General features: G+C 71.7%; 23 protein-coding genes. 11 read left to right on the forward strand and 12 right to left on the reverse strand.

From position 1 onward, the window contains the following. The first annotated feature begins 241 nt into the window (after positions 1-241). Positions 242-1,717 carry an MFS transporter gene (locus M8J74_RS12210; protein WP_249836387.1) on the forward strand — a complete coding sequence of 492 codons (1,476 nt, stop codon included), beginning with the start codon at positions 242-244 and terminating at the stop codon, positions 1,715-1,717. An 849-nt stretch (positions 1,718-2,566) separates the two neighbouring features. Here M8J74_RS12210 and M8J74_RS12215 read toward each other — a convergent pair. After that, the gene (locus M8J74_RS12215; RefSeq protein ID WP_249836388.1) at positions 2,567-2,992 is read right to left on the reverse strand and encodes an ATP-binding protein; all 426 of its coding nucleotides are present in this window, start codon (positions 2,990-2,992) and stop codon (positions 2,567-2,569) included. Between the two features lie 307 nt (positions 2,993-3,299). On the opposite strand from M8J74_RS12215, the gene M8J74_RS12220 reads away from it, so the two are divergent. From M8J74_RS12220 to M8J74_RS12235, 4 genes are all read left to right on the forward strand, one after another. Beyond that, positions 3,300-3,875: a hypothetical protein gene (locus M8J74_RS12220; protein ID WP_249836389.1), complete on the forward strand. Its 576-nt coding sequence runs from the start codon at positions 3,300-3,302 to the stop codon at positions 3,873-3,875. 169 nt (positions 3,876-4,044) lie between these two features. Continuing rightward, the gene (locus tag M8J74_RS12225; protein WP_249836390.1) at positions 4,045-5,574 is read left to right on the forward strand and encodes an APC family permease; all 1,530 of its coding nucleotides are present in this window, start codon (positions 4,045-4,047) and stop codon (positions 5,572-5,574) included. 170 nt (positions 5,575-5,744) lie between these two features. Continuing rightward, positions 5,745-6,659 (forward strand): SGNH/GDSL hydrolase family protein, encoded by a 915-nt coding sequence (locus M8J74_RS12230; protein WP_079077807.1) that lies wholly within the window; start codon positions 5,745-5,747, stop codon positions 6,657-6,659. A gap of 119 nt (positions 6,660-6,778) precedes the next feature. Beyond that, a complete protein-coding gene (locus M8J74_RS12235; RefSeq protein ID WP_203237620.1) occupies positions 6,779-6,955 on the forward strand; it encodes a hypothetical protein in 177 nt (58 codons plus the stop codon). Positions 6,956-6,979: 24 nt separating this feature from the next. On the opposite strand, the gene M8J74_RS12240 is transcribed toward M8J74_RS12235, so the two are convergent. Beyond that, the gene (locus tag M8J74_RS12240; protein ID WP_249836391.1) at positions 6,980-7,411 is read right to left on the reverse strand and encodes a MarR family winged helix-turn-helix transcriptional regulator; all 432 of its coding nucleotides are present in this window, start codon (positions 7,409-7,411) and stop codon (positions 6,980-6,982) included. Positions 7,412-7,559: 148 nt separating this feature from the next. On the opposite strand from M8J74_RS12240, the gene M8J74_RS12245 reads away from it, so the two are divergent. The 3 genes from M8J74_RS12245 to gap all read left to right on the forward strand — a co-directional run bounded on the left by M8J74_RS12245 (position 7,560) and on the right by gap (position 11,118). Next, entirely contained in the window at positions 7,560-8,969 is a 1,410-nt protein-coding gene (locus M8J74_RS12245; protein WP_283948084.1) for a DHA2 family efflux MFS transporter permease subunit, read from the forward strand. Between the two features lie 81 nt (positions 8,970-9,050). Then, entirely contained in the window at positions 9,051-10,007 is a 957-nt protein-coding gene (locus M8J74_RS12250) for a GlxA family transcriptional regulator (RefSeq protein WP_249836392.1), read from the forward strand. Between the two features lie 115 nt (positions 10,008-10,122). After that, entirely contained in the window at positions 10,123-11,118 is a 996-nt protein-coding gene (gene gap, locus M8J74_RS12255; protein WP_249836393.1) for a type I glyceraldehyde-3-phosphate dehydrogenase, read from the forward strand. A gap of 67 nt (positions 11,119-11,185) precedes the next feature. Here the strand turns inward: gap and M8J74_RS44480 are convergent, their stop codons facing one another. The 4 genes from M8J74_RS44480 to M8J74_RS12270 all read right to left on the reverse strand — a co-directional run bounded on the left by M8J74_RS44480 (position 11,186) and on the right by M8J74_RS12270 (position 13,937). After that, complete coding sequence (locus tag M8J74_RS44480; RefSeq protein ID WP_283948070.1) at positions 11,186-11,320, reverse strand: hypothetical protein; 135 nt, start codon at positions 11,318-11,320, stop codon at positions 11,186-11,188. Positions 11,321-11,405: 85 nt separating this feature from the next. Then, on the reverse strand, positions 11,406-11,969 hold the full coding sequence (locus tag M8J74_RS12260) for a hypothetical protein (protein WP_249836394.1): 564 nt from the start codon (positions 11,967-11,969) through the stop codon (positions 11,406-11,408). A gap of 226 nt (positions 11,970-12,195) precedes the next feature. After that, positions 12,196-13,410: a chitinase gene (locus tag M8J74_RS12265; protein WP_249836395.1), complete on the reverse strand. Its 1,215-nt coding sequence runs from the start codon at positions 13,408-13,410 to the stop codon at positions 12,196-12,198. Between the two features lie 128 nt (positions 13,411-13,538). Then, positions 13,539-13,937 (reverse strand): OsmC family protein, encoded by a 399-nt coding sequence (locus M8J74_RS12270; RefSeq protein ID WP_249836396.1) that lies wholly within the window; start codon positions 13,935-13,937, stop codon positions 13,539-13,541. A gap of 208 nt (positions 13,938-14,145) precedes the next feature. On the opposite strand from M8J74_RS12270, the gene M8J74_RS12275 reads away from it, so the two are divergent. Further along, positions 14,146-14,445, forward strand: a complete 300-nt coding sequence (locus M8J74_RS12275; RefSeq protein WP_058921227.1) for a hypothetical protein — start codon at positions 14,146-14,148, stop codon at positions 14,443-14,445. Between the two features lie 55 nt (positions 14,446-14,500). On the opposite strand, the gene M8J74_RS12280 is transcribed toward M8J74_RS12275, so the two are convergent. The 5 genes from M8J74_RS12280 to M8J74_RS12300 form a co-directional block, all read right to left on the reverse strand. Further along, on the reverse strand, positions 14,501-16,249 hold the full coding sequence (locus M8J74_RS12280) for a cellulase family glycosylhydrolase (RefSeq protein WP_249836397.1): 1,749 nt from the start codon (positions 16,247-16,249) through the stop codon (positions 14,501-14,503). An 86-nt stretch (positions 16,250-16,335) separates the two neighbouring features. Further along, positions 16,336-17,844, reverse strand: a complete 1,509-nt coding sequence (locus M8J74_RS12285) for a glycoside hydrolase family 43 protein (RefSeq protein WP_249836398.1) — start codon at positions 17,842-17,844, stop codon at positions 16,336-16,338. 250 nt (positions 17,845-18,094) lie between these two features. Continuing rightward, on the reverse strand, positions 18,095-18,823 hold the full coding sequence (locus M8J74_RS12290; protein ID WP_203237818.1) for an NPP1 family protein: 729 nt from the start codon (positions 18,821-18,823) through the stop codon (positions 18,095-18,097). Between the two features lie 83 nt (positions 18,824-18,906). Continuing rightward, positions 18,907-21,090 (reverse strand): RICIN domain-containing protein, encoded by a 2,184-nt coding sequence (locus M8J74_RS12295; RefSeq protein WP_249836399.1) that lies wholly within the window; start codon positions 21,088-21,090, stop codon positions 18,907-18,909. A gap of 26 nt (positions 21,091-21,116) precedes the next feature. Beyond that, complete coding sequence (locus M8J74_RS12300) at positions 21,117-22,487, reverse strand: chitinase (RefSeq protein ID WP_249836400.1); 1,371 nt, start codon at positions 22,485-22,487, stop codon at positions 21,117-21,119. Between the two features lie 212 nt (positions 22,488-22,699). On the opposite strand from M8J74_RS12300, the gene M8J74_RS12305 reads away from it, so the two are divergent. Beyond that, a complete protein-coding gene (locus tag M8J74_RS12305; protein ID WP_249836401.1) occupies positions 22,700-23,182 on the forward strand; it encodes a flavin reductase family protein in 483 nt (160 codons plus the stop codon). 103 nt (positions 23,183-23,285) lie between these two features. Further along, a complete protein-coding gene (locus M8J74_RS12310; RefSeq protein ID WP_249836402.1) occupies positions 23,286-23,981 on the forward strand; it encodes a DUF899 domain-containing protein in 696 nt (231 codons plus the stop codon). A gap of 63 nt (positions 23,982-24,044) precedes the next feature. Here the strand turns inward: M8J74_RS12310 and M8J74_RS12315 are convergent, their stop codons facing one another. Next, the gene (locus M8J74_RS12315) at positions 24,045-24,500 is read right to left on the reverse strand and encodes a hypothetical protein (protein ID WP_249836403.1); all 456 of its coding nucleotides are present in this window, start codon (positions 24,498-24,500) and stop codon (positions 24,045-24,047) included. Positions 24,501-24,533: the final 33 nt, after the last annotated feature.

Consider the following 24,533-nt stretch of genomic DNA (forward strand, 5'->3'; position numbering starts at 1 on the left):
GGTGGGGCAGGTGCCGACGGCACGAGAGCGCGGTCGTCCCACCGCACCTCGCGCCGTTCTTAGACGAAGTGTCAGGACCGTACCGAGGCGGGTGTTACCGGGGGTACCCCTCGGTAGGTTACGTTTCAGTAATATGGATTTGGATCAACTGCACCGGCAGCACGTGGCCGAAAGCCGATGATTCGTGGCGTATACGGGAACCCTCACCGGACCGGGTAAGTGATCGGGCGAAGGAGGCACCGTGCCGAGGAATGCGGACGGCGGGAGCGACCCCCGGCGGTGGAAGGCTCTGTGGGTCACCCTGGTGGCGGGGTTCATGAGCCTGCTGGACGTCACGATCGTCGCCGTGGCCCTGCCGTCCATGCAGCGCGACCTGCACGCGAGCGCGCCCGCCATCCAGTGGGTGGTCTCCGGCTACGCCCTCGCCTTCGCGCTGGTCCTGGTGACCGCCGGGCGCATCGGCGACGCGCTCGGCAGACACCGCATCTTCCTGCTGGCCCTCACCGCCTTCGTGCTGTGCAGCGCCGCGGCCGGCGCCGCCCCCACCATCACGTTCCTGGTCGTCGCCCGCATCGCCCAGGGCGTCGCCGCGGGCTGCCTGGCCCCGCAGAACTCCGCACTGATCCAGCAGATGTTCCGCGGAGCCGAACGCGGCCGCGCCTTCGGGCTGTTCGGCGCGACCGTGGGCATCTCCAGCGCCGTGGGCCCCGTCGTCGGCGGACTCATCCTCACGCTGGCCGACGGCCCCCAGGGCTGGCGCTGGATCTTCTACGTCAACGTCCCGGTCGGCGCGGTCGCCCTGCTGCTCGGCATCCGCCTGCTGCCCAGGGCGGTCCCCGGCCGCCGTGAACGCCTCGACCTCGGCGGCGTCGCCCTCCTCGGCTGCGGCGTCCTGGCGCTGATGCTGCCGCTGGTGCTGGCCGAGTCCGGCGGCGTACGACGGCTGTGGTGGCTGTTCCTCGTGGGACCCGCGCTGCTGGTGGCCTTCGCCCGGTGGGAACGCCGGGTCGCGGCCCGCGAGGGCCAGCCCCTGCTGGACCCCCGGCTGCTGACCGAGACCCGCGGCTACGCCGTCGGCGCCGCCATCGCCACCCTCTACTTCGTCGGCTTCAGCGGCGTCTGGCTGGTCTTCGCCCTCTTCTTCCAGAACGGCCTCGACTTCTCGCCGCTGCGGTCGGGCCTCGCGGTGACGCCGTTCGCGCTGGGTTCGGCGCTGGCCGCGGCGGTGGCGGGCCGGCTCGTGGACCGGCTGGGCCGGCTGCTGACCGTCTGCGGACTCGCCGGCGTGGCCCTGGGCCTCGGCGGGACCGCGCTGATCCTGTGGCTGGCGCCGAAGGGCCTGGCCGTGTGGCTCACCCCGCCCGTCCTGTTCGTCGGTGGTCTGGGCAGCGGCTGCGTCATCTCGCCCAACGTCACCATGACTCTGCGGGACGTGCCGGTGCGCATGGCGGGCGCGGCCGGCGGCGCCCTGCAGACCGGACAGCGGCTGGGCGGGGCCGTCGGCACGGCCGCGCTGCCCGGCCTGTTCTACGTCGTGCTGGGCGCGCGCGGCCACGACTACCACCTCGCCGTGGCGACCGCCGTCGGCCTCGGCGTGCTGCCGGTGCTGTGCTCCCTGGCCCTCGCCGTGCACGACTGGCGGCGCGACCGCCGCGGCGAGGACCCCCCATGCCCGCCGGAGGTGTCCCACAGCCATCTGCACGCGGGGCACGGGTGACGTCTCCGAGGGCGGGGGCTACGTGCGGAGCCCTACGGGGCGGCCACAGCCGCGCGCCTCCATGAGCCGCTGCCGCGTACCCGGGCAGTCGCCGAGGCGCACGACGGGGCCGCCGCAGCCCGAAACCGCTGCAACGCGGAGCGGGGGCGGGTCGTGGCCCGCGGGGGCCGTGCGTGGCGCGCGTACCCGTGCGACCCTGTGAGCCGCCACCTCACGGCCCGGTCGGTCACCGGGCTTCCGCTCATGGGCCGCCGCCCGCCCGACGAAGGGGCCGCCGCAGCCCGCACCTGCTGCAAGGCGGAGCGGGGGCGGGTCGTGGCCCGCGGGGGCCGTGCGTGGCGCACGCATCCGTGCGACCTCGTGAGCCGCCACCTCACGGCCCGGTCGGTCACCGGGCTTCCGCCCATGGGCCGCCGCCCGCACGACGCAAGGGCCGCCGCAGCCCGCACCTGCTGCAAGGCGGAGCGGGGGCGGGTCGTGGCCCGCGGGGGCCGGGCGTGGCGCACGCATCCGTGCGACCTCGTGAGCCGCCACCTCACGGCCCGGTCGGTCACCGAGCTTCCGCCCATGGGCCGCCGCCCGCACGACGAAAGGGCCGCCGCAGCCCCGCACCTGCTGCAACGCAGAGCGGCCGGCCGCGCGGTCGAAGCCGCCGGGTGGTGGTCTCCGTCGGCCAGGGCCCGTCGGCCGGATCAGGCCGACAGGCGGGGGCAGTGCGTCATGGCCCGCCCGAGCGGGGTCTGGTGCGTGCGGCTGCAAGGCGAAGGGGCGAGTCGGCGAGTGACGGCGACGCGGCACATGCGCGTGCCGCGCGCGGCTCGCCGAGCTGATCCGGACGGCAGGTTCGGGCTAGGCGGGAAGGGCCAGGACGGCCCGCACGCGCTTGCCGCCGCCGGTGACCGACCGGACGTCCAGGTGCTGGGCGAGGCAGCGCACGATGGCCAGGCCGCGCCCGCTCTCGCCCTCGGCGGTGAACGCACGGACCCGCGGCGCGACCGGGTTGTCGTCGTAGACCTCGACGGTCACCTGGCCGTCCGTCACCTGCAGGCGCAGGCGGCAGCCGCTCTTGCCGTGCTCGGTGGCATTGGCGACCAGCTCGGACACGACGAGCTTCACGTCGTCGATCCGCTCGGCCGTGACCCGCGTCGCCCGATGACGGGAGTGGGTGAGGAATCTCGAGGTCAGCCCCCGCGCCCGGCCGGCCGACGCGGCCTCGTCGGGCAGGAGGTACTCCACTCGTACGGAACGCCGATGGGTACGCCCCTGCGCACGCATGGCGGATCACATCCCCTCCAGGCGCATCCGGTATCCCCGCGGTCTGTCCGCCCACCGGGGCCGCGGCACCTCGCGCGCGGCCGGCCCTGTCCAGTCCTGATGCCCCGAGCGGGAGATCGTCAATCTCTCTCGGCGCGGCGCCCTCAACCCCAGTCGCCTCCTGGAAAGTTGACGGCTCCTTTTCGGACGGCCGACGAGCCCCGGCGATCCGGTCGGTTGCCGTGAATCCCCGCACGCGCGCGGACGGCCTGCGGCATCCTCGGACCTGCGGGGGCGCGGGGCGGCCCCAGGGGGAAGGGGAGTGGCCGTGGGGTGGCGCACCGAGGAGTTCGGCGACGCGCACGAGGGCATCGTGGGCGCGGTCCTCGCGGACGGCGCCGAGCCCGCGCCGGTGTCCTTCGACATCGGCGGGGGAGTCGCGGGCCGTGAGACCCGCGAGCTGTGGGCCTACGACGGGCGACTGGGCCGGCCCCGGGCGGCCGCCTTCCGCGCCGCCTGCGCGTGCGGCTGGCGGGGCGTGAGCCACCCCCTCGACGGGCGGCGGATCGAGGACGACCCGCTGGACGACCTCGACACCTCGCCCGCCTTCGAGGACTGGCGCGCACACGTCCGGGCGGTCGAGCGGCAGACGGTGCCCCTGCCCGAGGAGGTCACCGACCTGCTGCGGCGGCTGGACGAGCGGCTGACCGTCCTCGCGGACCAGGCGCCGGTCGCCGCCCTGAAGTCGGTGGCCGCGCTGGAGCGCCTCGCCCGCCGCATCGGCCAGGAGGCCGCCTACGCCGCCCGGGCCGACGAACTCGCGCCGGAGGCGATCGGCAGGGCGCTCGGCATCAACGCGGCCGACGCCGAGGCGCGCCTCTCCCGCTACCTTCTGCCGGGCTGACCGACACCCCGCCACAGGCGGCGTCCCACGCGCTGTTTCCGTGCGGTTTCCGCCGTATTGATACGGCGAAGCAATGGTCAAAACTTGTACAGCCGCGCTTGTGCGGTCCTGGGGTGCCACGGATCATTGGCCAAATCTCGCCCCCGGCACAAGCACACAGGAGCGTCCGGTGACCGCTGGCCCCATAGCACCCGAATCGGCCGGCACGCCGGCAGCCGCGCAGGCGGAACGCCAGAAGCTGCGCAAGCACTTCGGCCGCTTCGACATCCTCTTCTTCCTGCTGTGCACGATCGTCGGCGTCGACACCATCGGCACGGTGGCCGCGTCCGGGGCCGAGGCGTTCACCTGGCTCATCGTCCTGGCCGCCGTGTTCTTCGTGCCCTCCGCGCTGCTGACCGCCGAACTCGGTGCCGCCTTCCCCGACGAGGGCGGCCCCTACATCTGGACCAGCCGGGCCTTCGGCCGCCTGGCCGGCGCCGTCAACAACTTCCTGTACTGGATCACCAACCCCGTCTGGCTCGGCGGCACCCTCTCCGTCTCGGCCGTCACCGCGTACACGACCTTCTTCAACGACGGCAAGGAGCTGAGCACCCCCGCCTTCTACGCCTTCACCCTGGTCTTCGTGTGGGTGGGCGTGCTCGCCGCGATCCTCTCCTTCGACATCGGCAAGTGGATCCCCACCATCGGCGCCTGGAGCCGCTTCCTCCTGCTCGGCCTGTTCACCGTCACCGTCGTGATGTACGGCGTGAGGCACGGCCTGCACGGATTCGGCCTCGGCGACTTCGCGCCGTCGTACGCGGGCTTCGTCGCCCTCGTCCCCGTGCTGATGTTCAACTACGTCGGCTTCGAGTTGCCCAACACCGCCGGCGACGAGATGACCGACGCCCAGAAGGACGTCCCCTTCGCCATCTTCCGCAGCGCCGGCCTCGCCATCGCGCTGTACGCCCTGCCGATCCTCGGCATCCTGCTCGTCCTGCCCGTGAAGGCCATCACGGGTCTCGGCGGGTTCATCGACGCGATCCGCCAGGTCTTCACCGTCTACGGCGGCCATGTCGCCGCCGACGGCACCGCCACCCTCAGCGGAGCCGGCAGCCTGCTCGGCGACCTCGCCGCGATCATGTTCATCCTCACCGTGCTGTCCTCCGGCGTCACCTGGGTCATGGGTTCCGACCGGGCCCTCGCCGTCTCCGGCTACGACGGCGCCGCGCCGCGCTTCCTCGGCGTCATCTCCAGCCGGTTCGGCACCCCGGTCCGCGTCAACGTCCTCAGCGGCCTGGTCTCCACCCTGGTGCTGATCCTGGCCCACGAGCTCACCCACGGCAGCGCCGCGAAGCTCTTCGGCGCCGTCCTCGGCCTCGCGGTGTCCACCACCCTCGTCAGCTACCTGGGCATCTTCCCGGCGCTCGCGGTGCTGCGCCGCAAGGCCCCGGACGTGCACCGCCCCTACCGGGCTCCCTTCCCGCTCGCGATCAGCGTGGTGCTCACCGCCCTCGTCCTGTTCGCCACCGTGCAGCTGATCGCCCCCGGCGCCGGCGACCACTGGTTCGGCTCCGCCTACGCGCCGGACGGCTGGACGCACGGCGAGCGCTGGCGGTACCTGCTGACGGAGGCCGTCCCGCTCGCCGGATTCATGCTCCTCGGCGTGCTGTTCTGGGCCCTGGGCAGGCCGACCCGTACCGCCGCGGCCAAATCCCTTTAGCACCGTCCGCGTTCGCGAACTCCTCCTCGCTTCGCGAGCCGTCCCCGGAAATTGGTCGTTGTACGGCTCTGGCCCGAATGCGCTACTCGCGGGTATACAGGCGCAGTTGAACCGGTGACGGCCGTACCGGGGTAGGCCCCGCAGTGACGGCCGCGAGGAGGAGGCTCTCGATGACGCGTGACACGCAACCGGCCGCCGAGCCGCGAAGACGTCGACGGGCGAGGGCGGCCGCGGCGGCGGTCAGCGGCTGTGCGCTGGTCCTGGCCGCGGGCACACCGGCGGTGGCGCACGGCTCCCACGGCGGACACGAGCGCCAGTACGTGGCCCTGGGGGACTCCTACACCTCCGGACCGCTCATCCCGACCCAGGTGGACGCCAACTGCGCCCGCTCCGACCACAACTACCCCTCGCTGGTGGCGGCGCAGCGGACGGCGACCGAGCTCGAGGACGTGAGCTGCGCCGGGGCGACCACCGAGGAGATGTGGAAGCCGCAGGGCACCAACCCGCCCCAGCTCGACGCGCTGGACCGGGACACCGACCTGGTGACGGTCCAGATAGGCGGCAACGACGTCGGGTTCGGCTCCATCATCGCCACCTGCGCCCAGCTCGCCGCGCAGGATCTCGCCGGCAACCCCTGCCAGACCCACTACCAGGCATCCGGTTACGACGAGTTGGCGCTGGCCGTCCTGAGGACGGCCCCCAAGGTCGCCCAGGTGCTGCGGGCCGTCCACCACCGGGCACCGCACGCGCGCGTGGTCGTCGTCGGCTACCCCGACCTCCTGCCCGACGACGGCAGCGGCTGCTACCCCTCGGTGCCCTTCGCCGCCAAGGACTTCCCCTACCTGCGCGACACCGAGAAGCGCCTCAACCTGATGCTCCGTCTGACGGCCGCGCTCAACCGCGCCGAGTACGTCGACACCTACGGCCCCACCCGCGGCCACGACATGTGCAAGGCCCCCGCCGACCGTTGGATCGAGCCGCTGCGGCCGGCCTCGCCCGCGGCCCCGGCCCACCCCAACGCCAAGGGCGAGGCGGCCATGGCGCAGGCGGTGCTCGACCGCCTGGAGAGCGGGCGAGGCCACTGAGACACCGCGACCGCCGTCGCACCCGTCGCCGAGGCGTCCGCCCCGTGTGCACGGCCGAGTTGGGGGCATCCGGACCTCACATCCCGCGGGGGACCCCACCGGTCGAAAGGACGCACCTCATGCTGGCCATCGTCTCGGCGATCCTGTTCTTCATCGCCTTTCTCATCAATGCCGCCGACATCTCGACGAACGCCACCTTCAGCTCGACCAACGTGATGCTGCTCGGCCTCACCGCGCTCGCCCTGCACCTGGCGGGCATCGGCAGCGGCTGGAACGTGCGGGGCCGCAGACGCTGATCCGGGCCGCCAAGCGGGCCGGCGTCAGGAGGTCGCGTTGCGGATGCGCGCCAGCAGGGTGCGCATCCGCTCGCGGTCCTCGTCGTCGAGCCCGGCCGTCGCCTCCGCGAGGGCGAGGCGGTCGACCTCCTCGGCCTCGCGGTGGCAGCGCAGCCCCTCGTCGGTCAGGCGCAGCAGGAACGCGCGTCGGTCGTGCGGATGGCGCAGGCGCTCGACGAGGCCGTCGCGCTCCAGCGCGTCGACGATGCTGGTCACGGTCCGCGCCGCGACGCCCGTCATCTCACTCAAGTCCCGCATGCGCAGCGGCTGTTCGGCACGGGCGAGCATCCGCATGGTGCGCAGCCGGGCGACGGAGGCCCCGCCGGTCCGCAGCCGCGCCTCCACGAAGTTGCGCAGCTGGTGGGTCGTCTCGTAGAGCTCGTCGATCAGGACGTCGCTGCTGCCCTGCACTGCCATGCCGCTCCCCGTCTTCACGCTGCACCGGAAAACCCAATTCTATGAGCACGCACATAGTGAGTATGCTCAGCATGTGCTGTCGTTCCCCCGCCGAACCCGTCTGTCCGCCCTGTCCGCCCGTCTGGACCAGCGTCTCGTCGTCCCCGTGATGTGCGTCAGCGTGACGTTCATCGCCATCGTCGACGGAGCGATCACCACGGTGGCGCTCCCCTCCATCGCCCGCCAGTTCCGGCTCACCACGGCCGCCCTGGACGGCGTGGTCGTGGTCTACCCCGTCTGCCTGGCCATGGCCATCCCCGCCTCCGCCTGGCTGGTCGAACGCTTCGGCGGCAAACGCGTCCTGCTCACCGCCCTCACCGCGTTCCTCGCTTCCTCCCTGCTGTGCGGTGCGGCCGCCGACCTCGCCCAACTCGTCGCCGCCCGCGCCGTCCAGGGCCTCTCCGCCGGCGTCCTCTTCCCGGCGTCGGCCGCCCTGCTCTACTCCACCTTCAGCTCCGCCGAACAGGTCCGCATAGCCCGCTACATGATCGTCCCGCAGCAGATGGCCCCGGCCGCCGCCCCCATCCTCGGTGGCCTGCTGGTGGACCACCTCTCCTGGCGCTGGGTGTTCTACGTCAACCTGCCGGTGGGACTGCCCGCCGTGCTGTTCGGGGCGCTGTTCCTCGCCGGGCACCGCGGCCACCGGCCGCCCCGCTTCGACCTGCCCGGCCTGCTGCTGAGCGGCGCGGCACTCGGGACCACGATGTTCGGCGTCTGCGAGGGCCCCAACCGCGGCTGGTCCTCCACGGCCGTGGTCACCTCCCTGGCCGTCGGCGCCCTCCTGCTCGTGGCCGCCGCCGTCCATCAACTGCGCACCCCGGCACCGCTGTTGAAGCTGCGCCTGTTCGGCAACCGGCTGTTCCGGGACACCAACCTGATCAACCTCGTCGGTCTCGTCCCGATCCTCGGCGCGATGTTCCTCGGCCCGCTCTTCCTCCAGGAGGCACAGGGCCGCACCGCCCTGGAGTCCGGCACCAGCACCTTCCCCGAGGCCTTCGGCGTCCTGCTCACCGTGCAGGTCGCCGGCATCCTCTACGCCAGGGTCGGTCCCCGGATCATCGTCGGCTGCGGCCTGGCCGGCGTGACCCTGGTCCTGCTGCTCTTCTCCACCTGCGACCAGCACACCGGCCTGTGGACCTTCCGCGCCTACATGTTCCTGCTCGGCGTCGCCATGGGCGGGGTCTTCATGCCCACGACGGTGGCCTCGCTCGCCACCGTGGACCGGAGCGACCTGGCACAGGCCTCCACGCTCAACACCGTCGTACGGCAGACCGGAGGCGCCCTCGCCCCGGCCATGGTGATCACGGCCCTGGTGCTGAACACCCCCGCGGCCGCCGCCGCGCACCCGCCCGTCAGCGCCTACCAGCACGCCTACCTGGTGCTGGCGGCCCTCGCGGCGGTGACCGCCGTCTTCGCCTTCACCCTGCCGGACGCCCCGGCCCGCGCGGCCGCGGGCGGCACGACCACGATCTCCAGGCGCTCGGTGCCCCCGCGGTCCCGCACGGCACGGACGCGCTGACCACCGGGCGGACCGCGCCCGCCGACACGGCCCGTACGGCCTCGTACGGGCCGCACGTCGTGTGCTGCGTATCGTGTCCGGGTGTCAGCCTCCCGTCTGCGCCGTGTCGCCGTCCTCGTGCTCGAAGGAGCCAAGCCGCTCGACGTCGGCATCCCCGCGCAGGTGTTCACCACGCGCGCGAGCATGCCGTACGAGGTGCGGCTGTGCGGCGCGGCGCCCGGCCTGGTCACCGGGGGCGACGGGCTGTCGTACCACGTCGCCCACGGCCTGGAGGCGCTGGAGTGGGCGGACATCGTCTTCGTCCCCGGCTACCGCTTCCCCGACCGCGAGGACCCGCCGCGGACCGTCGTCGCGGCGTTGCGGGCCGCCCACGCCCGGGGCGCGAGGCTGGCCGCGATCTCGACGGGCGCCTTCGCGCTCGCGGCCACCGGCCTGCTCGACGGCCGGCGGGCCACCACCCACTGGCACTACACGCGCGCGCTGGTGGCCAGGCACCCGCTCGTCCGGGTCGACGAGAACGTGCTGTTCGTGGACGAGGGCAGCGTGCTGACCTCGGCCGGTGCGGCCTCGGGCATCGACCTGTGCCTGCACATCCTGCGCGGCGACCTCGGAGTCGCCGCGTCGAACCACGCCGCCCGGCGCCTGGTCGCGGCCCCCTACCGCAGCGGCGGTCAGGCGCAGTACGTGCCGCGCAGCGTGCCCGAACCGCTGGGCGAGCGGTTCGCCGCCACCCGGGAGTGGGCACTGCACCATCTCGACGAGCCCCTCACCCTGGAGACCCTGGCACGGCAGGCGGCGGTCTCCCCGCGCACGTTCTCGCGCCGCTTCGTGGAGGAGACCGGATACACGCCCATGCAGTGGGTGATGCGGGCCCGCATCGACATGGCCCGCGCCCTGCTGGAGCGGTCCGAGCGCAGCGTCGAGCAGATCGCCGCCGACGTCGGTCTGGGCACCGGCACGAACCTGCGACTGCACTTCCACCGCATCCTCGGCACCACACCCAGCGAATACCGGCGCACCTTCGCCCAGGGCGAGTAGCCGGGCCAAGCGCTTCCCGAGCCTTGGCGCGATCCTTTTGAACCATGGCGATCGCGCCACTGTCAGCGGCCGCCGCAGCGAGCGAGCCTGGGGGTGAACGAAAGGGACACAGCTCATGACTCGCATCGCCATCAACGGATTCGGCCGCATCGGACGCAACGTGCTGCGCGCGCTGCTGGAGCGCGACAGCGGCCTGGAGATCGTCGCCGTCAACGACCTCACGGAACCCGCCGCGCTGGCGCGACTGCTGGCCTTCGACTCCACGGCCGGCCGGCTCGGCCGCCCGGTGAGCGTCGACGGGAACACCCTGGTCGTGGACGGCCGTCGCATCACGGTGCTCGCCGAGCGCGAGCCGGCGCAGCTGCCGTGGGCGGAACTGGGTGTGGACATCGTCCTGGAGGCCACCGGCCGGTTCACCTCGGCGAAGGCGGCTCGTGCCCACCTGGACGCCGGCGCCAAGAAGGTCCTGGTCAGCGCGCCGTCGGACGGCGCCGACGTCACGCTCGCGTACGGGGTCAACACCGACGCGTACGACCCGGCCGTGCACACGATCGTCTCCAACGCCTCCTGCACCACCAACGCGCTGGCACCGCTGGCCTCGGTGCTCGACGAGCTCGCCGGCATCGAGCACGGCTTCATGACGACCGTGCACGCCTACACGCAGGAGCAGAACCTGCAGGACGGGCCGCACCGCGACGCCCGCCGGGCCCGGGCGGCCGGGGTCAACATCGTGCCGACCACGACGGGCGCGGCGAAGGCCATCGGCCTCGTGCTGCCGAACCTGGACGGCAAGCTGTCCGGCGACTCGATCCGCGTGCCCGTCCCGGTGGGCTCGATCGTGGAGCTCAACACCACGGTGGCGCGCGAGGTGACGCGCGAGGACGTGCTGGCCGCGTACCGCAAGGCGGCCGAGGGCCCGCTCGCCGGCGTCCTCGAGTACTCGGAGGACCCGCTGGTCTCCTCCGACATCACGGGCAACCCGGCGTCGTCGATCTTCGACTCGGCCCTCACCCGGGTCGACGGCCACCACGTGAAGGTCGTCGCCTGGTACGACAACGAGTGGGGTTTCTCGAACCGCGTGATCGACACCCTCGAGCTCCTGGCCGGCTGACCCGGAGCCGTTTCCGCCGCGGCGGCCCGGGAGACGACCGCCTCCCGGGCCGCCGCGGCGTCTTCTCTCACCCGACCGCGCCGGGATCGGCGCTCAGCCAGTGCTCCGGCCGCATCCGCACCACGACGTGATCGGCCGGCTCGGCCTCCGCGTACGTCGCGAAGCCGTCGAGCGCCTCGCCGGACAGACACCGTCCGGCCATCTCCCGGTGCAGCGCGCCGCTTCCCTCCGCACATGGCCATACGCCGACTGTAGGCCGGGCCACCGACCACGGACGCGGCGACGGTTCACGACCCGGGGAAGAACAGTTCGCCGAAGTACGTCCCCTCGGCCCAGCGCCTGAGGGCGGGGCCGTCGAGGAGGCGGGTGTTGCCCTGGCGGCGGGCCCACTGGATGTCCCGCGCCCGGAAGCTGCCCCGGTGCACGATCAGCTGGACGGGCTTCTGCGTGTGTCCGCGATGCCGGTGCGGATGCGGCGGGTCCTCGTCGGGCAGGGGTTCGGCCACCGGCCGGAAGACCACGTCCAGTTGACGGCCGCCACGGTCCTCCGCGCATAAGCGCGGCCGGTCCGCGGCCGGCAGCAGGCGGACCCGCCACCCGTCCCGGCGCAGCATGCGCGCGACGGCCAACGCAAGTCCCTGGGTGTCGAGTTCGAGGAGTTCGTCCGGGGTGTAGTACCCGAGGCGGCGTCGCATCCCGGGGCGTCTGCGCCGCAGCACCACCGTGGTGATCAGGAGCAGGAGGACGACACCGGCGAGGGGCACGCCGATCCCGGCGGCGCGGTAGCCCGCGGCGAGCGCGGCGGCCAGGGCGCACACCGCCAGGACGACCACCGCGAGAGCGGGAAGCACCTCGCGGAACGTCGGTCCGGACGTGCTCGATCGGCGCGCCACAGTGTTCGCCCCCTCAACACCGCCTGCAATCAACCGTGTTGAAGAGATACCCAGCGGGGGACCGGTTGTTCGATCCCGGCGAGCGATTCGGCCGCATGCGCGGGCGCACGGAAGCACGGGCCGGGGGGCGGAAAGGTCCGCGCTCCCCCGGGGGAGCGCGGACCGCGGTGCCTGAGGGGCTGCCTCAGCAGGCCCCTTCGTCCTGCCACGGACCCCAGTCGGTGGCGCTCGGCGTCTCGTTCTGCGTCCACCACTTGGCCTTCCAGTTGTGGTGGTTGTACGAGGCCTCGTCACCGGCGGTGTAGACGGCGCTGGGACTCCAGGCGGTCTTGCACCCCGCCGGCGTCGGTGTGGGGGTGGGTGTCGGGGTGGGGGTGGTGGAAGGCGGGGTGGCCCCTGCGAACCGGACCGAGTACTTGGCGAAGTCCCAGGGGTTCTGGGCCACGCTGGAGCAGGTGCCCGAGGTCCGCCCGCCGTTGTCGACCGGCGTGCACGGGCGGTCGCGGTTGAGGGACCAGAAGGTGAACCGGTCCATGTTGTGGCTGGTGGCGTAGTCCAGGACGGTCTGGAAGTCGGCCTGGGTGAAGACCTCGCCGGTGTCGCTGCGTCCGTTCATGCCGGAGAAGCCCTCGTGGGCGTAGGCCGTCGCCTGGTCCCAGCCGAACGTCGACTGCAGGATCGCGTTGAAGTTGGTCAGCGCGCTTGTCTGCGAGGCCGCTCCGCCGAAGCCGCCGTCGAACGGCATGATGGAGAAGTTGTCGGGCGTGAAGCCCTGCGACTTGGCCTCCAGCAGCATCTGCTTGCCGAACCAGCCCGTGCCGTCGGCCGTGCCGGCGGTGGTGACGGAGACGTACAGGCCGGGGTTGTTCTGCTGGAGTATCTTGGCCGCCCCGATCTCGTTCCTGATCGCCGCGGTGTTCTCGTACTCCGGCTCCTCCAGGTCGAAGTCGATCGCGTGGAGACCGTACTTGGTGATGACCTGCTGGTAGGCGGCAGCGGTGGCCGACGGGTCCGCGCAGGTCTGCCCGAGCTTGGTGCCGCCGTAGCCGCCGACGGAGATCGACACGTCGCCGCCCTTGGCGCGGACGGTGTCGATGACGGACTGGACGGCGGTGTCCGAGGAGACCGGGGCGGTGCCGCCCCAAGTGGGCGAGCAGCCGCCGCCGTTGGGGGCGAGGACGAAGGCGAGCTGGAAGGCCTTGAGGCCGGTCGCGTCCATGATGGCGGCCGGGTCCGGCGGGTCGTTGTCGAGGGGCATCAGATAGGGCGCGGCCGCGTACCAGCGGTTGCTGAGCGCGGTGGTCGCGCCCGAGGCGTTGCCCGCCACGAGCGCCGTGGCCCCTGCGGCGGTGAGTCCGACGGCAGCGGCTGCGCCGAGACATGCGCGAAGACGTCTCACGGTGTGCCTCCGGTGGGGTGGGGGAAGAGCCCAAGCTTCGGGCCGCCGCCCCGCCCGCGTCCACGCTTCGGTCTAGACCAAACCTCTTTTTGGTCTAGACCATACGAGCTCTTTGCGTGACGCGCGGCTCACCGCGTACGACGGCCGACGGACGCGCCCGCGCGTAGCGCCCTGGGGATCTCGGCGACCTCGTCCACGACGTCGAGCAGCCGGTCCAGGTCCGCGGCGGGGGCGGCCGAGTCCAGCGTCACCGAGTAACCGATGCCGGTCGACTCCCAGTTGCCGGTGTCGAACCCTCCGGACGCGGTGACCCGGGCCCCGTCGAGGGTGATCCCCAGCCCGGCCGCCTCGCGGTACAGGTCGTTGAGCACACAGCCCGCCGCTGCCAGATGCAGCAGGTGCGCCCCGGTGAAGTCGGCCTCGACGGTGACACCCTCGGGCGTCCAGCGGTGCGGGAAGCGCACCGCGTGCTCGTCGCCGGAGCGCAGGCTCCCGGCACTGACCACGACGCCGAAATCGTCAGCCATGGGCGGTCCTTCTGGTGAGCGTCGGACGGCGCTCCCGGCGGAACGCCGCTGTGGGCCCATTGAAACAGCCCGTGCCGAGGCTCGCAGGCCCGTGCGCCGGGCGTGAGGGGACGCGGGCGGGCCGCGGCGCGACCCGGTGCGCTCTACGCCGGTGGCGCCCTCGGGCGGGACGATGCCTGAGCTCGCAACACGACGAGAGGGGTGGGGCATGGCTGTGGTGCTGTCGATGAGGTGGGCGGGGGTCACTCCGGAGCAGTACGACCTGGTGCGGGACGCGGTGAACTGGGAGGAGGCCGCGCCGGCCGGCTCCGAACTGCACGTCGCCTGGTTCGACGCGGCGGGACTGCACGTGCTGGACGTGTGGGAGTCGGAGCAGGCCTTCCAGGCCTTCTTCGCCGAACGGCTCGCCTCGGCGGTCGAGAAGGCGGGGATCGCGGGTGCGCCCGTGAGCGAGTTCACCCCGCTGCACAGGCGTTTCGTCGCTCCGGGGGTGACCGGCGCCGCCTGACCTCGTGTCCGACCCGGCTCCCCGGGTGCCGGCCGTGCGGCACCCGGGGCGGCCGTCAGGCGACGGTGCCCGTCACCGAACTTCCGGACCTCGTCACGTGGTACGTGACGGTGGCTCCGCTCCAGAAATGGAAGGTGAGCGTCGCCTGCGCGCCGTCGCGCAGGGCGTTGAGGTAGTCGGAGGTCAGGGTGATCGCGTTGCCGGGGTAGTCGGGCGAGAAGGCCACGTCGAACTCCTGGTACGGCGTCCAGCCGGTGTTGCCGGCGTTGCCGCCGTCGGCGTAGGTGGACTCCATGGTCGCCAGCAGGTCACCGTTGAACCGGGTCGGGACGGTCAGCCCGCCGGTGGTGCCGGTCGCGTCCGACAGGACCGGTGTGTCGTACGTGGTCACGTAGATCTTCCAGGGCAGCCCGGCGGAGAACCGGGCCTCGACGGTCGCGTTGGTCCCGTAGGCCCGGTCGCCCGCCAGCCGGGTCAGCGCGGAGGCCGTCAGCGTGAGCTCGTTGCCGGAGACGGTGTAGTCCCTGCCCTGGGCGAGTTTCGTGCCGTCCTGCCACATGCCCTTGAAGGTCAGGCCGTTGGGGTTCAGGGTGAGGGTCCTGGCCGTGATCGCTTCCGACTTCGCCAGGAACACCCGGTCCGAGGACGCGGTGCCCGAGCGGGTGGTCCAGGCCGACTTGATCTGGTCGATCAGGGCGGGGTCGCGCCACTGCAGGGTGGTGCGGTTCAGGAAGTTGAAGGCGTCCCACAGGGCCGTGGTCACACCGTTGGTGCGGGCCTCGTGTCCGAGCATCTCGAAGTACTTGAGGGCCTCGCCCTGTTCGACGCGCGGGGGGTGGTTGAAGTCGGGGTAGCTGAGAAGGCCGTACTCGCCCATGTAGACCGGGATGCCCTTGGCGATCAGCGTGTTGTGGATCGCCGTGAAGGTGTCGGTCATGTCCTTCTGCGAGGTGGCGTCGAACCGCGTGCCGCCGGCGATGTTGACGCTGAACGGATACCAGCCGTAATAGTGCACCGTGGCCACGAGATTCGGGTCCTTCAGCGCGCCGATCTCGTCGACCAGCGGGTTCATGCGCTCCTGGGAGGGTGTGGAGCCCAGGCTGGGCAGCACCAGCAGCCGGGTCGCGTTGTTGCCGCCGGACTGGCGTACCACCGTGTGGAACGTGGTGTTGAGTTCGTCGAGGTACTGGCTGCCCTGGGTGTCGGTGGTGTTGTCGAACTGCGGTTCGTTGATGCTCTCGAACAGCAGGGTGCGCGGCGAGTCCCTGAACTCGGCGGCGACCTGGGTCCAGGTGGCCTTGAAGCGGGCCAGGACGTTGTCGTGGTCGGTCGGCATCGAGGAGATCCACTGCCACGAGTCGTGGTGGACGTTGATCACCACGTACAGACCGTCGGACAGGGCCCAGTCGACGACCTGCCGGACGCGGCTCAGCCAGGCCGCGTCGATCGTGTAGGGGGCGGTGGCGGACTGGTGGCCGCTCCAGGTGACGGGGAAGCGGACGCTGCGGAAGCCCTGGGCCCTGATGGTGTCGAACAGGGCCTTGGTGGCCGGCGGATTGCCCCAGGAGGTCTCGTCCGGGATGGCGTCCAGGGTGTTGCCGAGGTTCCAGCTGGGCTGCATCGCCGCGACGACGCCCTTCGGGCCGAGCACCCGTGCGGTGGCCGCCGCGGAGGTGCCGGCGTGGCCCGGTGCGGCGAGCGCGGTGGTGCCGGTCAGCGCGACGACGGCGACCAGTGTCAGGAGCAGAGCGAGCACACGGCCTGGGCCGCGTCCGCGGTGACCGGGGTCTTTCGTTCCCTTCATCTCCGACCTTTCTCTGTTGGCCGAGCGGGGTTCCGCCCGTGGGGGGGGGGTGAGGACAGGGGGCCGAGTAAGGGGGCGGGCCGGTGTCAGGGGTTGAGGGGCTCGTAGTCGAACCAGTCGAAGTGGACGGTGCCGGCCGCGGCGTACATGCCGATGACCCGGCCGGTGAAGCCGCCGGCCACCTCGGTCGACAGATAGCGCCCGTCGAGGGTGCCGAGCCCGGTGAACGTGCCGTCCGGCTCCTCGACGCCGAGCGTGACGACGTCCGGGCCGGTCCTGGCGTCCCGCAGCGGGGTGCCGGAGACCCTGACGGCGAGGACCACGGGCCCGGCGGGCACCGCCCGGGACGCCACGACGGTGCGCAGCGGGCCGATGCGGCTGAGCAGCCGCACCTGTGTCCCGGACGCCTCGATCTCGTAGTGGTGCTCCTCGTCCAGCCGGACCGCGAGCCCGCCGCGCCCCTGCGCCGCGTCGATCAGGGTGCGGGCCTCGCAGGTCGGGTGCTGCTGGCGGCGGCCGACGAAGACGACGTCCGGCTCGTCGAGGGAGTCGCCCCGGGCGTGCAGCGTGAGCCACCCGGACCGCTCCGTGGTGGTGCAGTGTTCCGCCGGACGGTCCCGGAGGGAGATCCATTGCGGCCGCAGTCCGCCGAGGTCGAAGTCGTCCCGGACGGGCTCCGTGGGACCGGGCACGAGCGGCCAGGGGGGTGCGGGCAGGTCGAGTGTCACCTCGCCGACGACCGGCCAGTCGTCCACCCAGGTCACCGGTGTCAGGAAGGTCTCGCGGCCCAGGACGTGCCAGCCGGGGGTGCCGCCGCCGGGACGCACCCCGAGCAGCACCATCCACCACGATCCGTCGGGCGCCTGGACCAGGTCGGCGTGGCCGGTGTTCTGCACGGGACGGTCGGTGCCGCGGTGGGTGAGGACCGGGTTCGCCGGGCAGGGTTCGAACGGGCCCTCGGGCGTGCGCGCGCGGGCGACGGAGACCCCGTGGCAGCGCTCGGTGCCGCCCTCGGCGATGAGCAGGTACCACCAGTCGCCGATCCGGTACAGGTGCGGCGCCTCCGGGGCCTTGGCGCCGGGCATGCCGGACCAGAGCCGCCGCGCGGGGCCGAAGGTCTCACCGGTGCGGGGGTCGAGGCGGATCTGGGAGACTCCGGCGACCGTGCACCAGCACGTTCCGTCCGCGTCCCAGGCCAGGTCCGGGTCGATGCCCCGCACACCGGGCAGCAGGACCGGATCGGACCAGGGGCCGGCCGGGTCGGTGGCCGTGACCAGCAGATTGCCGTCGGCGCTGACGTTGGTGACGATGAGCCAGAACCGGCCGTCGTGGTGGCGCAGGGTGGGGGCGTAGATGCCGCCCGAGGAGGGCGAGTCCGGCGGCAGGCGCAACTGCTCCGGCCGGTCCAGGGCGTTGCCGATCTGCGTCCAGTGCACCAGGTCCCGGCTGTGGAAGACGGGCACGCCGGGGAAGTACTCGAAGCTGGAGCAGGCGAGGTAGTAGTCCTCGCCGACCCGGCAGATGCTGGGATCGGGGTGGAAACCGGGGATCACGGGGTTGGACACGGTGGTGGGCGACGGCTGTGTGTCTGACACTCGGTCGATTCCGTTCTGGATCGGCGAAGCGATCGTCGAAGCGCTTCATCTGCCCGCGAACGGTAATGACATGTTTCTGGCGAAACAAGAGCCGCAGCACCGCGAAACTTTCTCATCGGCGGGCTCATTGACCGTGCTGGGCCGCCGATGAGATCGTCGAAGCGCTTCAACAATCGCCAATACGTCCCCTGCCTCCGGACACGCGAAGACCGCCGGTCCGTGGGGGACCGGCGGTCGTCTCGGGCGGGGATCAGGCGTTGGGATCGAAGGGGATGCCGGACGGCATGGAGTGGGCCAGCGCGTACGGGAAGTCGCCGTCCTTGATCTTGATGGTGGCGGCGCCGAAGTCCGCGCTCAGCAGCTTGTCCCGGTAGCCGGCGGGATAGCCGTTCCAGCCCACCAGACGCGGATAGAACCAGCCGCCCGTGACGTTCTCCGGCGGGTCGTCATTGCCGCCTGCGAAGCGGAAGTCGTGGGTCGAGACACCGTCCTTGTGGTAGACGATCTTCGGGTGCGTGCCGTCGAAGCGGACGGACGAGGCGGCCGCGACCTGGTAGCCGCTGTGCTGGGACACGGACACGTAGCGCACCTGGTCGTCGTTGATCCACACGACCACGTGCTCCCAGTCGTGGCGGTGCCCGATGGCCGCGGGGCCCAGGGTGGCCTGGTCCTTCTCGAAGTAACTGGCGTACATCACCGCGCACCAGCCGTTGTTGCACTTCTCGCGCGAGTACGTGTTGGCGTTGGCGAGTTGGGCGTAGTCGTGGCAGTGCCCGTTGACGTCGCCGCCGAGCTTCAGGCCGGGGTTGATCGTGCCGTCCGCGCCGATGGCGGCCGTGGCGTAGCAGCCGTCGCCGTCGTAGTCGTAGGCGGGGGAGAAGGTCTGCTCCAGGCCGTCGGCGTTCTGCGGCAGCAGCGTGAGGACGTCGGCGTTCGCCTGGGCGGGCAGGGCGACGACCAGGGCCAGGGCGCCGAGCACGGCGGCGAGCGCGGACCTCCCCGACGAGGACCTTCCCGACGAGAACCTTCCCGACCGGGAGAAGGGATGACGCACATCGACTCCTACGGGTAGCTGGTCAGATTGGCCACGTTGGTACCGGAGTTGGACGGTCCTCCGGTGTTGTTGACGACGTGGCTGATGGTTCCGGTGCCGCCGAGGGAGACGGTCACCATGCTGGTGAAGCGGACCCCGGAGGTGTTCGGCGCCTCGATGGCGTGGGCGGCCACGACCGAGGGGTTGACGTTGAAGTAGCAGTAGCTGCCGAGGCCGTAGGCCTGGTGGCTGGTGACACCGGAGGCGACCTTGTAGGCGGCGTAGCCCTGCGTCGAGCCGTTCATCCAGGCGGACTGGCTGGGCGGGTCGTACGGCATCTCGTTCTGGAAGAAGTACGTGCGGCCGCCGTTGCCGTTCCAGATGGTCTGGTACTTCTGGAAGTGCTCCACGAACAGGCCGTACATGGTGACGTCGTCACCGTTGACGATCAGCCCGGTGTCCGCGGTGTTGCTGGTCCAGCCGACGCCGCTGCCGTGGTCGGCGCGCCAGATCCACATGTGGTCGCCGATGACGTTGTCGCTGTTGACGACCAGGCTGGTGGTGGCCTTGCCGACGCCCGCGCCGCCGACGCGGAAGTAGACGTCGTGCAGGGAGGTCGGGTCGGCCGCGTGGGAGGCGGTGGAGCCGGACGGCCCCACCTCCAGCAGGGAGGGCGAGTTGGTGGTCCCGGCGTCGAACAGCAGGCCCGCGATCTTCACGCCGTCGACGTCGGCGACCTTCATCGCGGTGACGCCGTTGTCGGGCACGAGGGTGGCCAGGCCCAGGCCGAGGACGACCGTGTCGGCGCGGTTGACCTGGAGCGTCTGGTCGAGGTGGTACACGCCCGGGGTGAAGAGCAGGTTCTTGCCCGCCGAGAGCGCGGAGTTGATCTGGGCGGCGGTGGCGCCCGGCTTGACGACGTAGAAGGTGTCGAGCGCCAGGGAGGAGCCCGAGGGGCTGCCGCCCGCCCAGCTGGTGCCGGTGGAGTTGGACCGCACGGACGGGACGAACACCTGGTAGGCGCCGTTGCCGTCGACGTACAGGAAGGGCTTCTCCCGCGTCACCGGGCTCTGCGCGACCGTCGTGTACGGCGGGCTGGGGAAGGTGGTGGAGGGGACGCCCGTGCTGCCGGTGAAGACCATGTTCCAGTTGGAGCCGGTCCAGTTGCCCAGCTGGGAGTTGCGGGTCAGCCACTGCTGCTGGCTGCCGGAGTTCACCTGTCCGTCGATCTTGCTGTCGGCGAGCAGGCCGCCACTGGACCAGCCTCCGTCGTCGAGGGCGAGGCCGCCGCGCAGGTGCATGCGGCGGTACGGCGCCGCCTGCGAGACCGCCCAACGGTCGCTGCCGCCGGCCGGGTTGACCGACAGGTTCTCCGCGCCGCGCCAGAAGTTCTGGGTGGCGTTGCCCTGGAACCAGTCGGCCTCGGCGTGCACCGCGCCGTTGACGGTCACCGCGTCGGGGGACAGCCCGAGGCCCAGCACCTGGGTGTAGAAGCCGACGTTGACATCGGCGTCGTAGGAGCCCGGCTTGAACAGCACCGCGTAGCGCTGGGAGCCGAACTGGTTGGTCTCCTGCTGCTGGAAGATCGAGTTCAGCCTGCTCTGGATCGTCGAGGACGACATCGAGGGGTCGAAGACGACGACGTTCGGACCGAGGTCGGGGGCGGCCGTCGACTGGTCGACGGGGACGACCTGGAAGCGCTGGGCTGCGGTGCCGTTGCAGGTGTACTGCACGAACTGCACGCTGTCGGCGGTCGAGGCGCCCGGGTCGTCCAGGCATTTGCCGCTGTTGCGGTTGACGAAGTGGTAGGCGCCGCCGCCGTCGGCCACGGGCAGCCACTGCTGGTTGGCGCCGCCGCCGTAACTCCACAGGTGCACCTGGGCGTTGTCGGCGGTGGAGACGTCGGCCACGTCCACGACCTGGCCCGTGTCGTTGGCGTTGTTGATCCGTACGTATCCGCTGTCGGTGGCGGTGAAGCTCCACCTCTGGGCGTTGGTGCCGTTGCAGGCGTACTGCTGGACGGCGGTGCCGTTGGCGGTGGCGGCGGCCTTGGCGTCCAGGCAGCGGCCGCTCGCGGCGTTCATGACGGTGGCGAAGCCGGTGGGCAGGGCGGAGGCGGCCGCCTGCGCGGGCGCTGTGCCGAGGAGGGACGCGGCCGTCACGGCCACGAGTGCGGCGGCGAGGGATCTGCCACGGCGCGGTAGGGAAAGCATGGGTTCTCCTAGCCGGGGGTGGGGTTTCAGCCGGTGTACTGCGCGAAGACGCGGGTGTAGTCCCAGTCGGACTGGCCGACACCGGAGCAGCTGTCGGCCGGGCCGCCGGTGCAGGGGCGGTCGCGGTTGGCGGACCAGAACGTCAGACGGGCCAGGTGGTGCTGCTGGGCGTAGGCGAGGATGGTGCGGAAGTCCGCGACGGTGACCGTCTCGTTGTCGTCGGTCACGCCGTTCATGGACGAGATGCCCATGTCCCGGTAGGCCTGGTCGTCGCTGTAGCCGTAGGCGTTCCTCAGCGCGTTCTTCAGCCCCTCGGCGGCCTGGACGGTGAGGTTGCCCATGTTCTGGCCGGCGCCGCCGAAGTCGAAGGGCATGATGGCCCAGGCGTCGACGGCGAGGCCCGAGGAGGCGGCCCTGTTGATCAGGCTGGTGTCGGGGCCGCTCTGGCCGGTGCCGATCGTGATGTACACCTTCAGGCCCGGGTTGCCGGCCTTGACGGTCTTCAGCGCGTCGACCGTGCGCTGCTGGACGGTGGGGTTGCTGTAGGCGTCGGCCTCGATGTCGATGTCGATCGCCTTCAGCCCGTAGGCGTTGATCACCTTCTGGTAGGCGGCGGCGAGTTCGCCCGCGCTGGAGCATGAGCTCTCCAGCTTGTTGCCGCTGTAGCCGCCGAACGACGGGATGATGTCACCGCCGCCCGCCCGCACGGTGTTCACGGTCTGCTGGTCGACTCCGCCGGTCAGCGGGCGGCTGCCGTCCCACTGCGGGTTGCAGTAGCCGTTGCTGAGCACGAAGGCGAGCGTGAACCACTTCACGCCGGTCGCGCTGGTGATGGTGGCCGGGTTCGGCGGGCTGCCCCAGCCGTTGTACAGGTATGGCGCCACCGCCATGGGGGAGGACGGGGTGCCGCCGTTGTCGGAGGCGGGCGCGTTCCACTTCTGGTTGGCCGCGCCCGTGCAGCTCCAGATCTGGGCGCGGGCGCCGTTGGCGGAGGAGTTGTCGGTGACGTCCAGGCACTTGTTCGCCTGCGGGTTGACGATGTCGTGCGCGGCGGTGACCGTCCACTTCTGGTTCGCGCCGCCGGTACAGGTCCACAGCTGCGCCTTGGCGCCGTCGGCGGTCGAATTGCCGGTCACGTCCAGGCACTTGCCGAGGGCGCGGACGGTGCCGTCGCTGCCGACGGTCCACTGCTGGGCGGCGGTGCCGTTGCAGTCGTAGAGCTGAACGGCCGTGCCGTCCGCGGAGTTGGCGCCGGCCACGTCCAGGCACTTGCCGGCGAGACCGGTGATGGTGCCGGTGGCGGCCTGCGCGGGGGAGGCGGCGAGGAGGCCGCCGGAGAGGGTGAGGACGGTGACGGCGAGGACGGCGGACGCGGGCAGGGGGAAGCTTCTGGCCATGGCGGGCGCCCTTTCGTGGGGGGTGGGTCGCCCGGTGAAACTAAAGGTACGGACCACTTCCGTCAAGATGTGAAGTAAGAGTTGAGGGAAGTGAGTTGCCGCCTGGGGGTATGGCGCCCTCCGCTTCGGGAACTGAAGGGGCGGGAAGGCAGGACACACGTGTGGTGAGCTGGTGGGGCGGAGTCCGCACCGCAGGACGGGAGTGATGGCAGGTGGACGGGGCCGACGCGTTCACGGACCGGCTCGACCCGGAGGTGTGCGTGGTCACGGCCGCCGCCGAGGGGCGGCGGGCGGGATGCCTGGTGGGCTTCTTCTCGCAGTGCTCCATGCGGCCGGTGCGGTTCATGGTGTGGCTGTCCACGGCCAACCACACCTACGAGGTCGCCCGCGCCGCGGACTTCCTCGCCGTCCACCTCCTCGACCGCGAACAGCACGACCTCGCCGAGCTGTTCGGCGGGGAGTGCGGCGCACGGACCGACAAGTTCGCTCGCGTGCACTGGCGGAGCGGCCACGGCGGGGCGGTCCTGCTGGAGGACGCCGCGGCGTGGTTCGTCGGCAGCGTGGTACGCCGCGTCGAGGACGGTGACCACACCGGGTTCGTCCTGGAGCCCGTGGCGTGGGGGGGCCGGACCGAGGGGCACCTGCTGCGGCTGCGCGAGGCCCTCGACATCGCCCCCGGGCACCCGGTGGAGTGATCCCGCATCGGAGAAGTCGTGGTGCGGTAGGCCGATGAGTTTCGCGGCCGGCCGGGGTCTACCGCCCTGGAGAACGAGCGCCTACGAGTTCTGTGAGGGAACCATGACAGCCCAAGCACTGCCCCCGGTCGTCGACGCCGCGACATGGGAACGCCGCCTGCAGGCACTGCGTGCCCGTGAGAAGGCGGCGACCAGGGAACTCGACGCCATCGCCGCCGAGCGCCGGCGGCTGCCGATGGTCGAGATGCCCGACTACGTCCTGCGGGGCGAGGAGGGACCGGTCCGGCTGGTGGACGTCTTCGACGGCAAGAGGCAGCTGATCGTCTATCACCACATGTGGTTCGCCGGCCAGGAATGGCAGTGCCCGGGCTGCACGGGATTCACCTCGCAGTACACCCGCCTGGAGTTCCTGGACGCCTACGACGCCCGGTTCGTCGTCGTCACCCAGGGCCCCATCGAGGAGGCGCTGGCCTACAAACGGCGCGTCGGCAACCGTATGACCTGGTACTCCACCGCCGACAGTCCGTTCGGCACCGACGTCGGCGCCCCGCCCGGCGGCGGATTCGCGGTCAACGTCTTCCTGCGCGACGGCGACCGGGTCCACCGCACCTGGCACACCGACGGCCGGGGCACCGAGCAGCTCAGCCACACCTTCGCGCTCATCGATCTGCTGCCCTACGGACGGCAGGAGGAGTGGCAGGACTCGCCCGAGGGCTGGCCCCAGTCGCCCACCTACAGCCGCTGGGCGGCGTCGAAGGACATCGCGGCGCTCTACGGCCCCGCGAGTGCCGGCGCCTGATCCGCGACGGCCGGTGCGCGGGACGAGAGGTCGCCCCGCGCACCGGCCGCCCCCCGGCCCCCCTCAGCCGGCGTACACCTTGCCCTGCTTCACCACGTAGTGCGCCGGGCCGGAGCAGCCGATGGACGGTGTGACCAGCAGGCTGACCGCGACGGGCGCGGGCTCGGTGCTCGCGGTCGAGAACTCGCACACGGCGCCGTCCCCGGTGAGCGGGTACCAGAACCAGCCGTCCGCCTCGCCCACGGTGACCCGGTCGGACTCCTTCCAGGCGCCGGTGGTGTGCGTGTACACCTGCATCCGCACGGAAGCGGCGTACTCGTCCTGCGTCGACCGCACCGCCGTGAGGGTGATCTTGTAGGTGCTGCCGAGCACCGACGAGGCGATCTGCCGCGTCTGCGGCGCCGCGGTGTCGGCGCTGGACGCGGTGGCTCCGGCGGTCCCCAGGGCCGCGGCCGTCAGAAGGGTGACGCCCGCCGTCGCGGCGCGACGGGCCAGGCGGTGTGCGCGGATCAGGCTCATGGTTCCCCCGTGTGGTCTGCGATGCGCGCGGTA

This window comes from Streptomyces panaciradicis (genome assembly GCF_023516615.1).
In the GTDB taxonomy this organism is placed as follows: Bacteria; Actinomycetota; Actinomycetes; order Streptomycetales; family Streptomycetaceae; genus Streptomyces; species Streptomyces panaciradicis.

Bases quoted from the DNA above. Each gene is read 5' to 3' on its own strand.
- M8J74_RS12240 (WP_249836391.1), bottom strand. From the start codon at position 7,411: ATGGCAGTGCAGGGCAGCAGCGACGTCCTGATCGACGAGCTCTACGAG.
- M8J74_RS44480 (WP_283948070.1), bottom strand. From the start codon at position 11,320: ATGGCCGGACGGTGTCTGTCCGGCGAGGCGCTCGACGGCTTCGCGACG.
- M8J74_RS12275 (WP_058921227.1), top strand. From the start codon at position 14,146: ATGGCTGTGGTGCTGTCGATGAGGTGGGCGGGGGTCACTCCGGAGCAG.
- M8J74_RS12270 (WP_249836396.1), bottom strand. From the start codon at position 13,937: ATGGCTGACGATTTCGGCGTCGTGGTCAGTGCCGGGAGCCTGCGCTCC.
- M8J74_RS12300 (WP_249836400.1), bottom strand. From the start codon at position 22,487: ATGGCCAGAAGCTTCCCCCTGCCCGCGTCCGCCGTCCTCGCCGTCACC.
- M8J74_RS12315 (WP_249836403.1), bottom strand. From the start codon at position 24,500: ATGAGCCTGATCCGCGCACACCGCCTGGCCCGTCGCGCCGCGACGGCG.
- M8J74_RS12230 (WP_079077807.1), top strand. From the start codon at position 5,745: ATGACGCGTGACACGCAACCGGCCGCCGAGCCGCGAAGACGTCGACGG.
- M8J74_RS12245 (WP_283948084.1), top strand. From the start codon at position 7,560: ATGTGCGTCAGCGTGACGTTCATCGCCATCGTCGACGGAGCGATCACC.
- M8J74_RS12295 (WP_249836399.1), bottom strand. From the start codon at position 21,090: ATGCTTTCCCTACCGCGCCGTGGCAGATCCCTCGCCGCCGCACTCGTG.
- M8J74_RS12215 (WP_249836388.1), bottom strand. From the start codon at position 2,992: ATGCGTGCGCAGGGGCGTACCCATCGGCGTTCCGTACGAGTGGAGTAC.
- M8J74_RS12310 (WP_249836402.1), top strand. From the start codon at position 23,286: ATGACAGCCCAAGCACTGCCCCCGGTCGTCGACGCCGCGACATGGGAA.
- M8J74_RS12235 (WP_203237620.1), top strand. From the start codon at position 6,779: ATGCTGGCCATCGTCTCGGCGATCCTGTTCTTCATCGCCTTTCTCATC.
- gap (WP_249836393.1), top strand. From the start codon at position 10,123: ATGACTCGCATCGCCATCAACGGATTCGGCCGCATCGGACGCAACGTG.
- M8J74_RS12280 (WP_249836397.1), bottom strand. From the start codon at position 16,249: ATGAAGGGAACGAAAGACCCCGGTCACCGCGGACGCGGCCCAGGCCGT.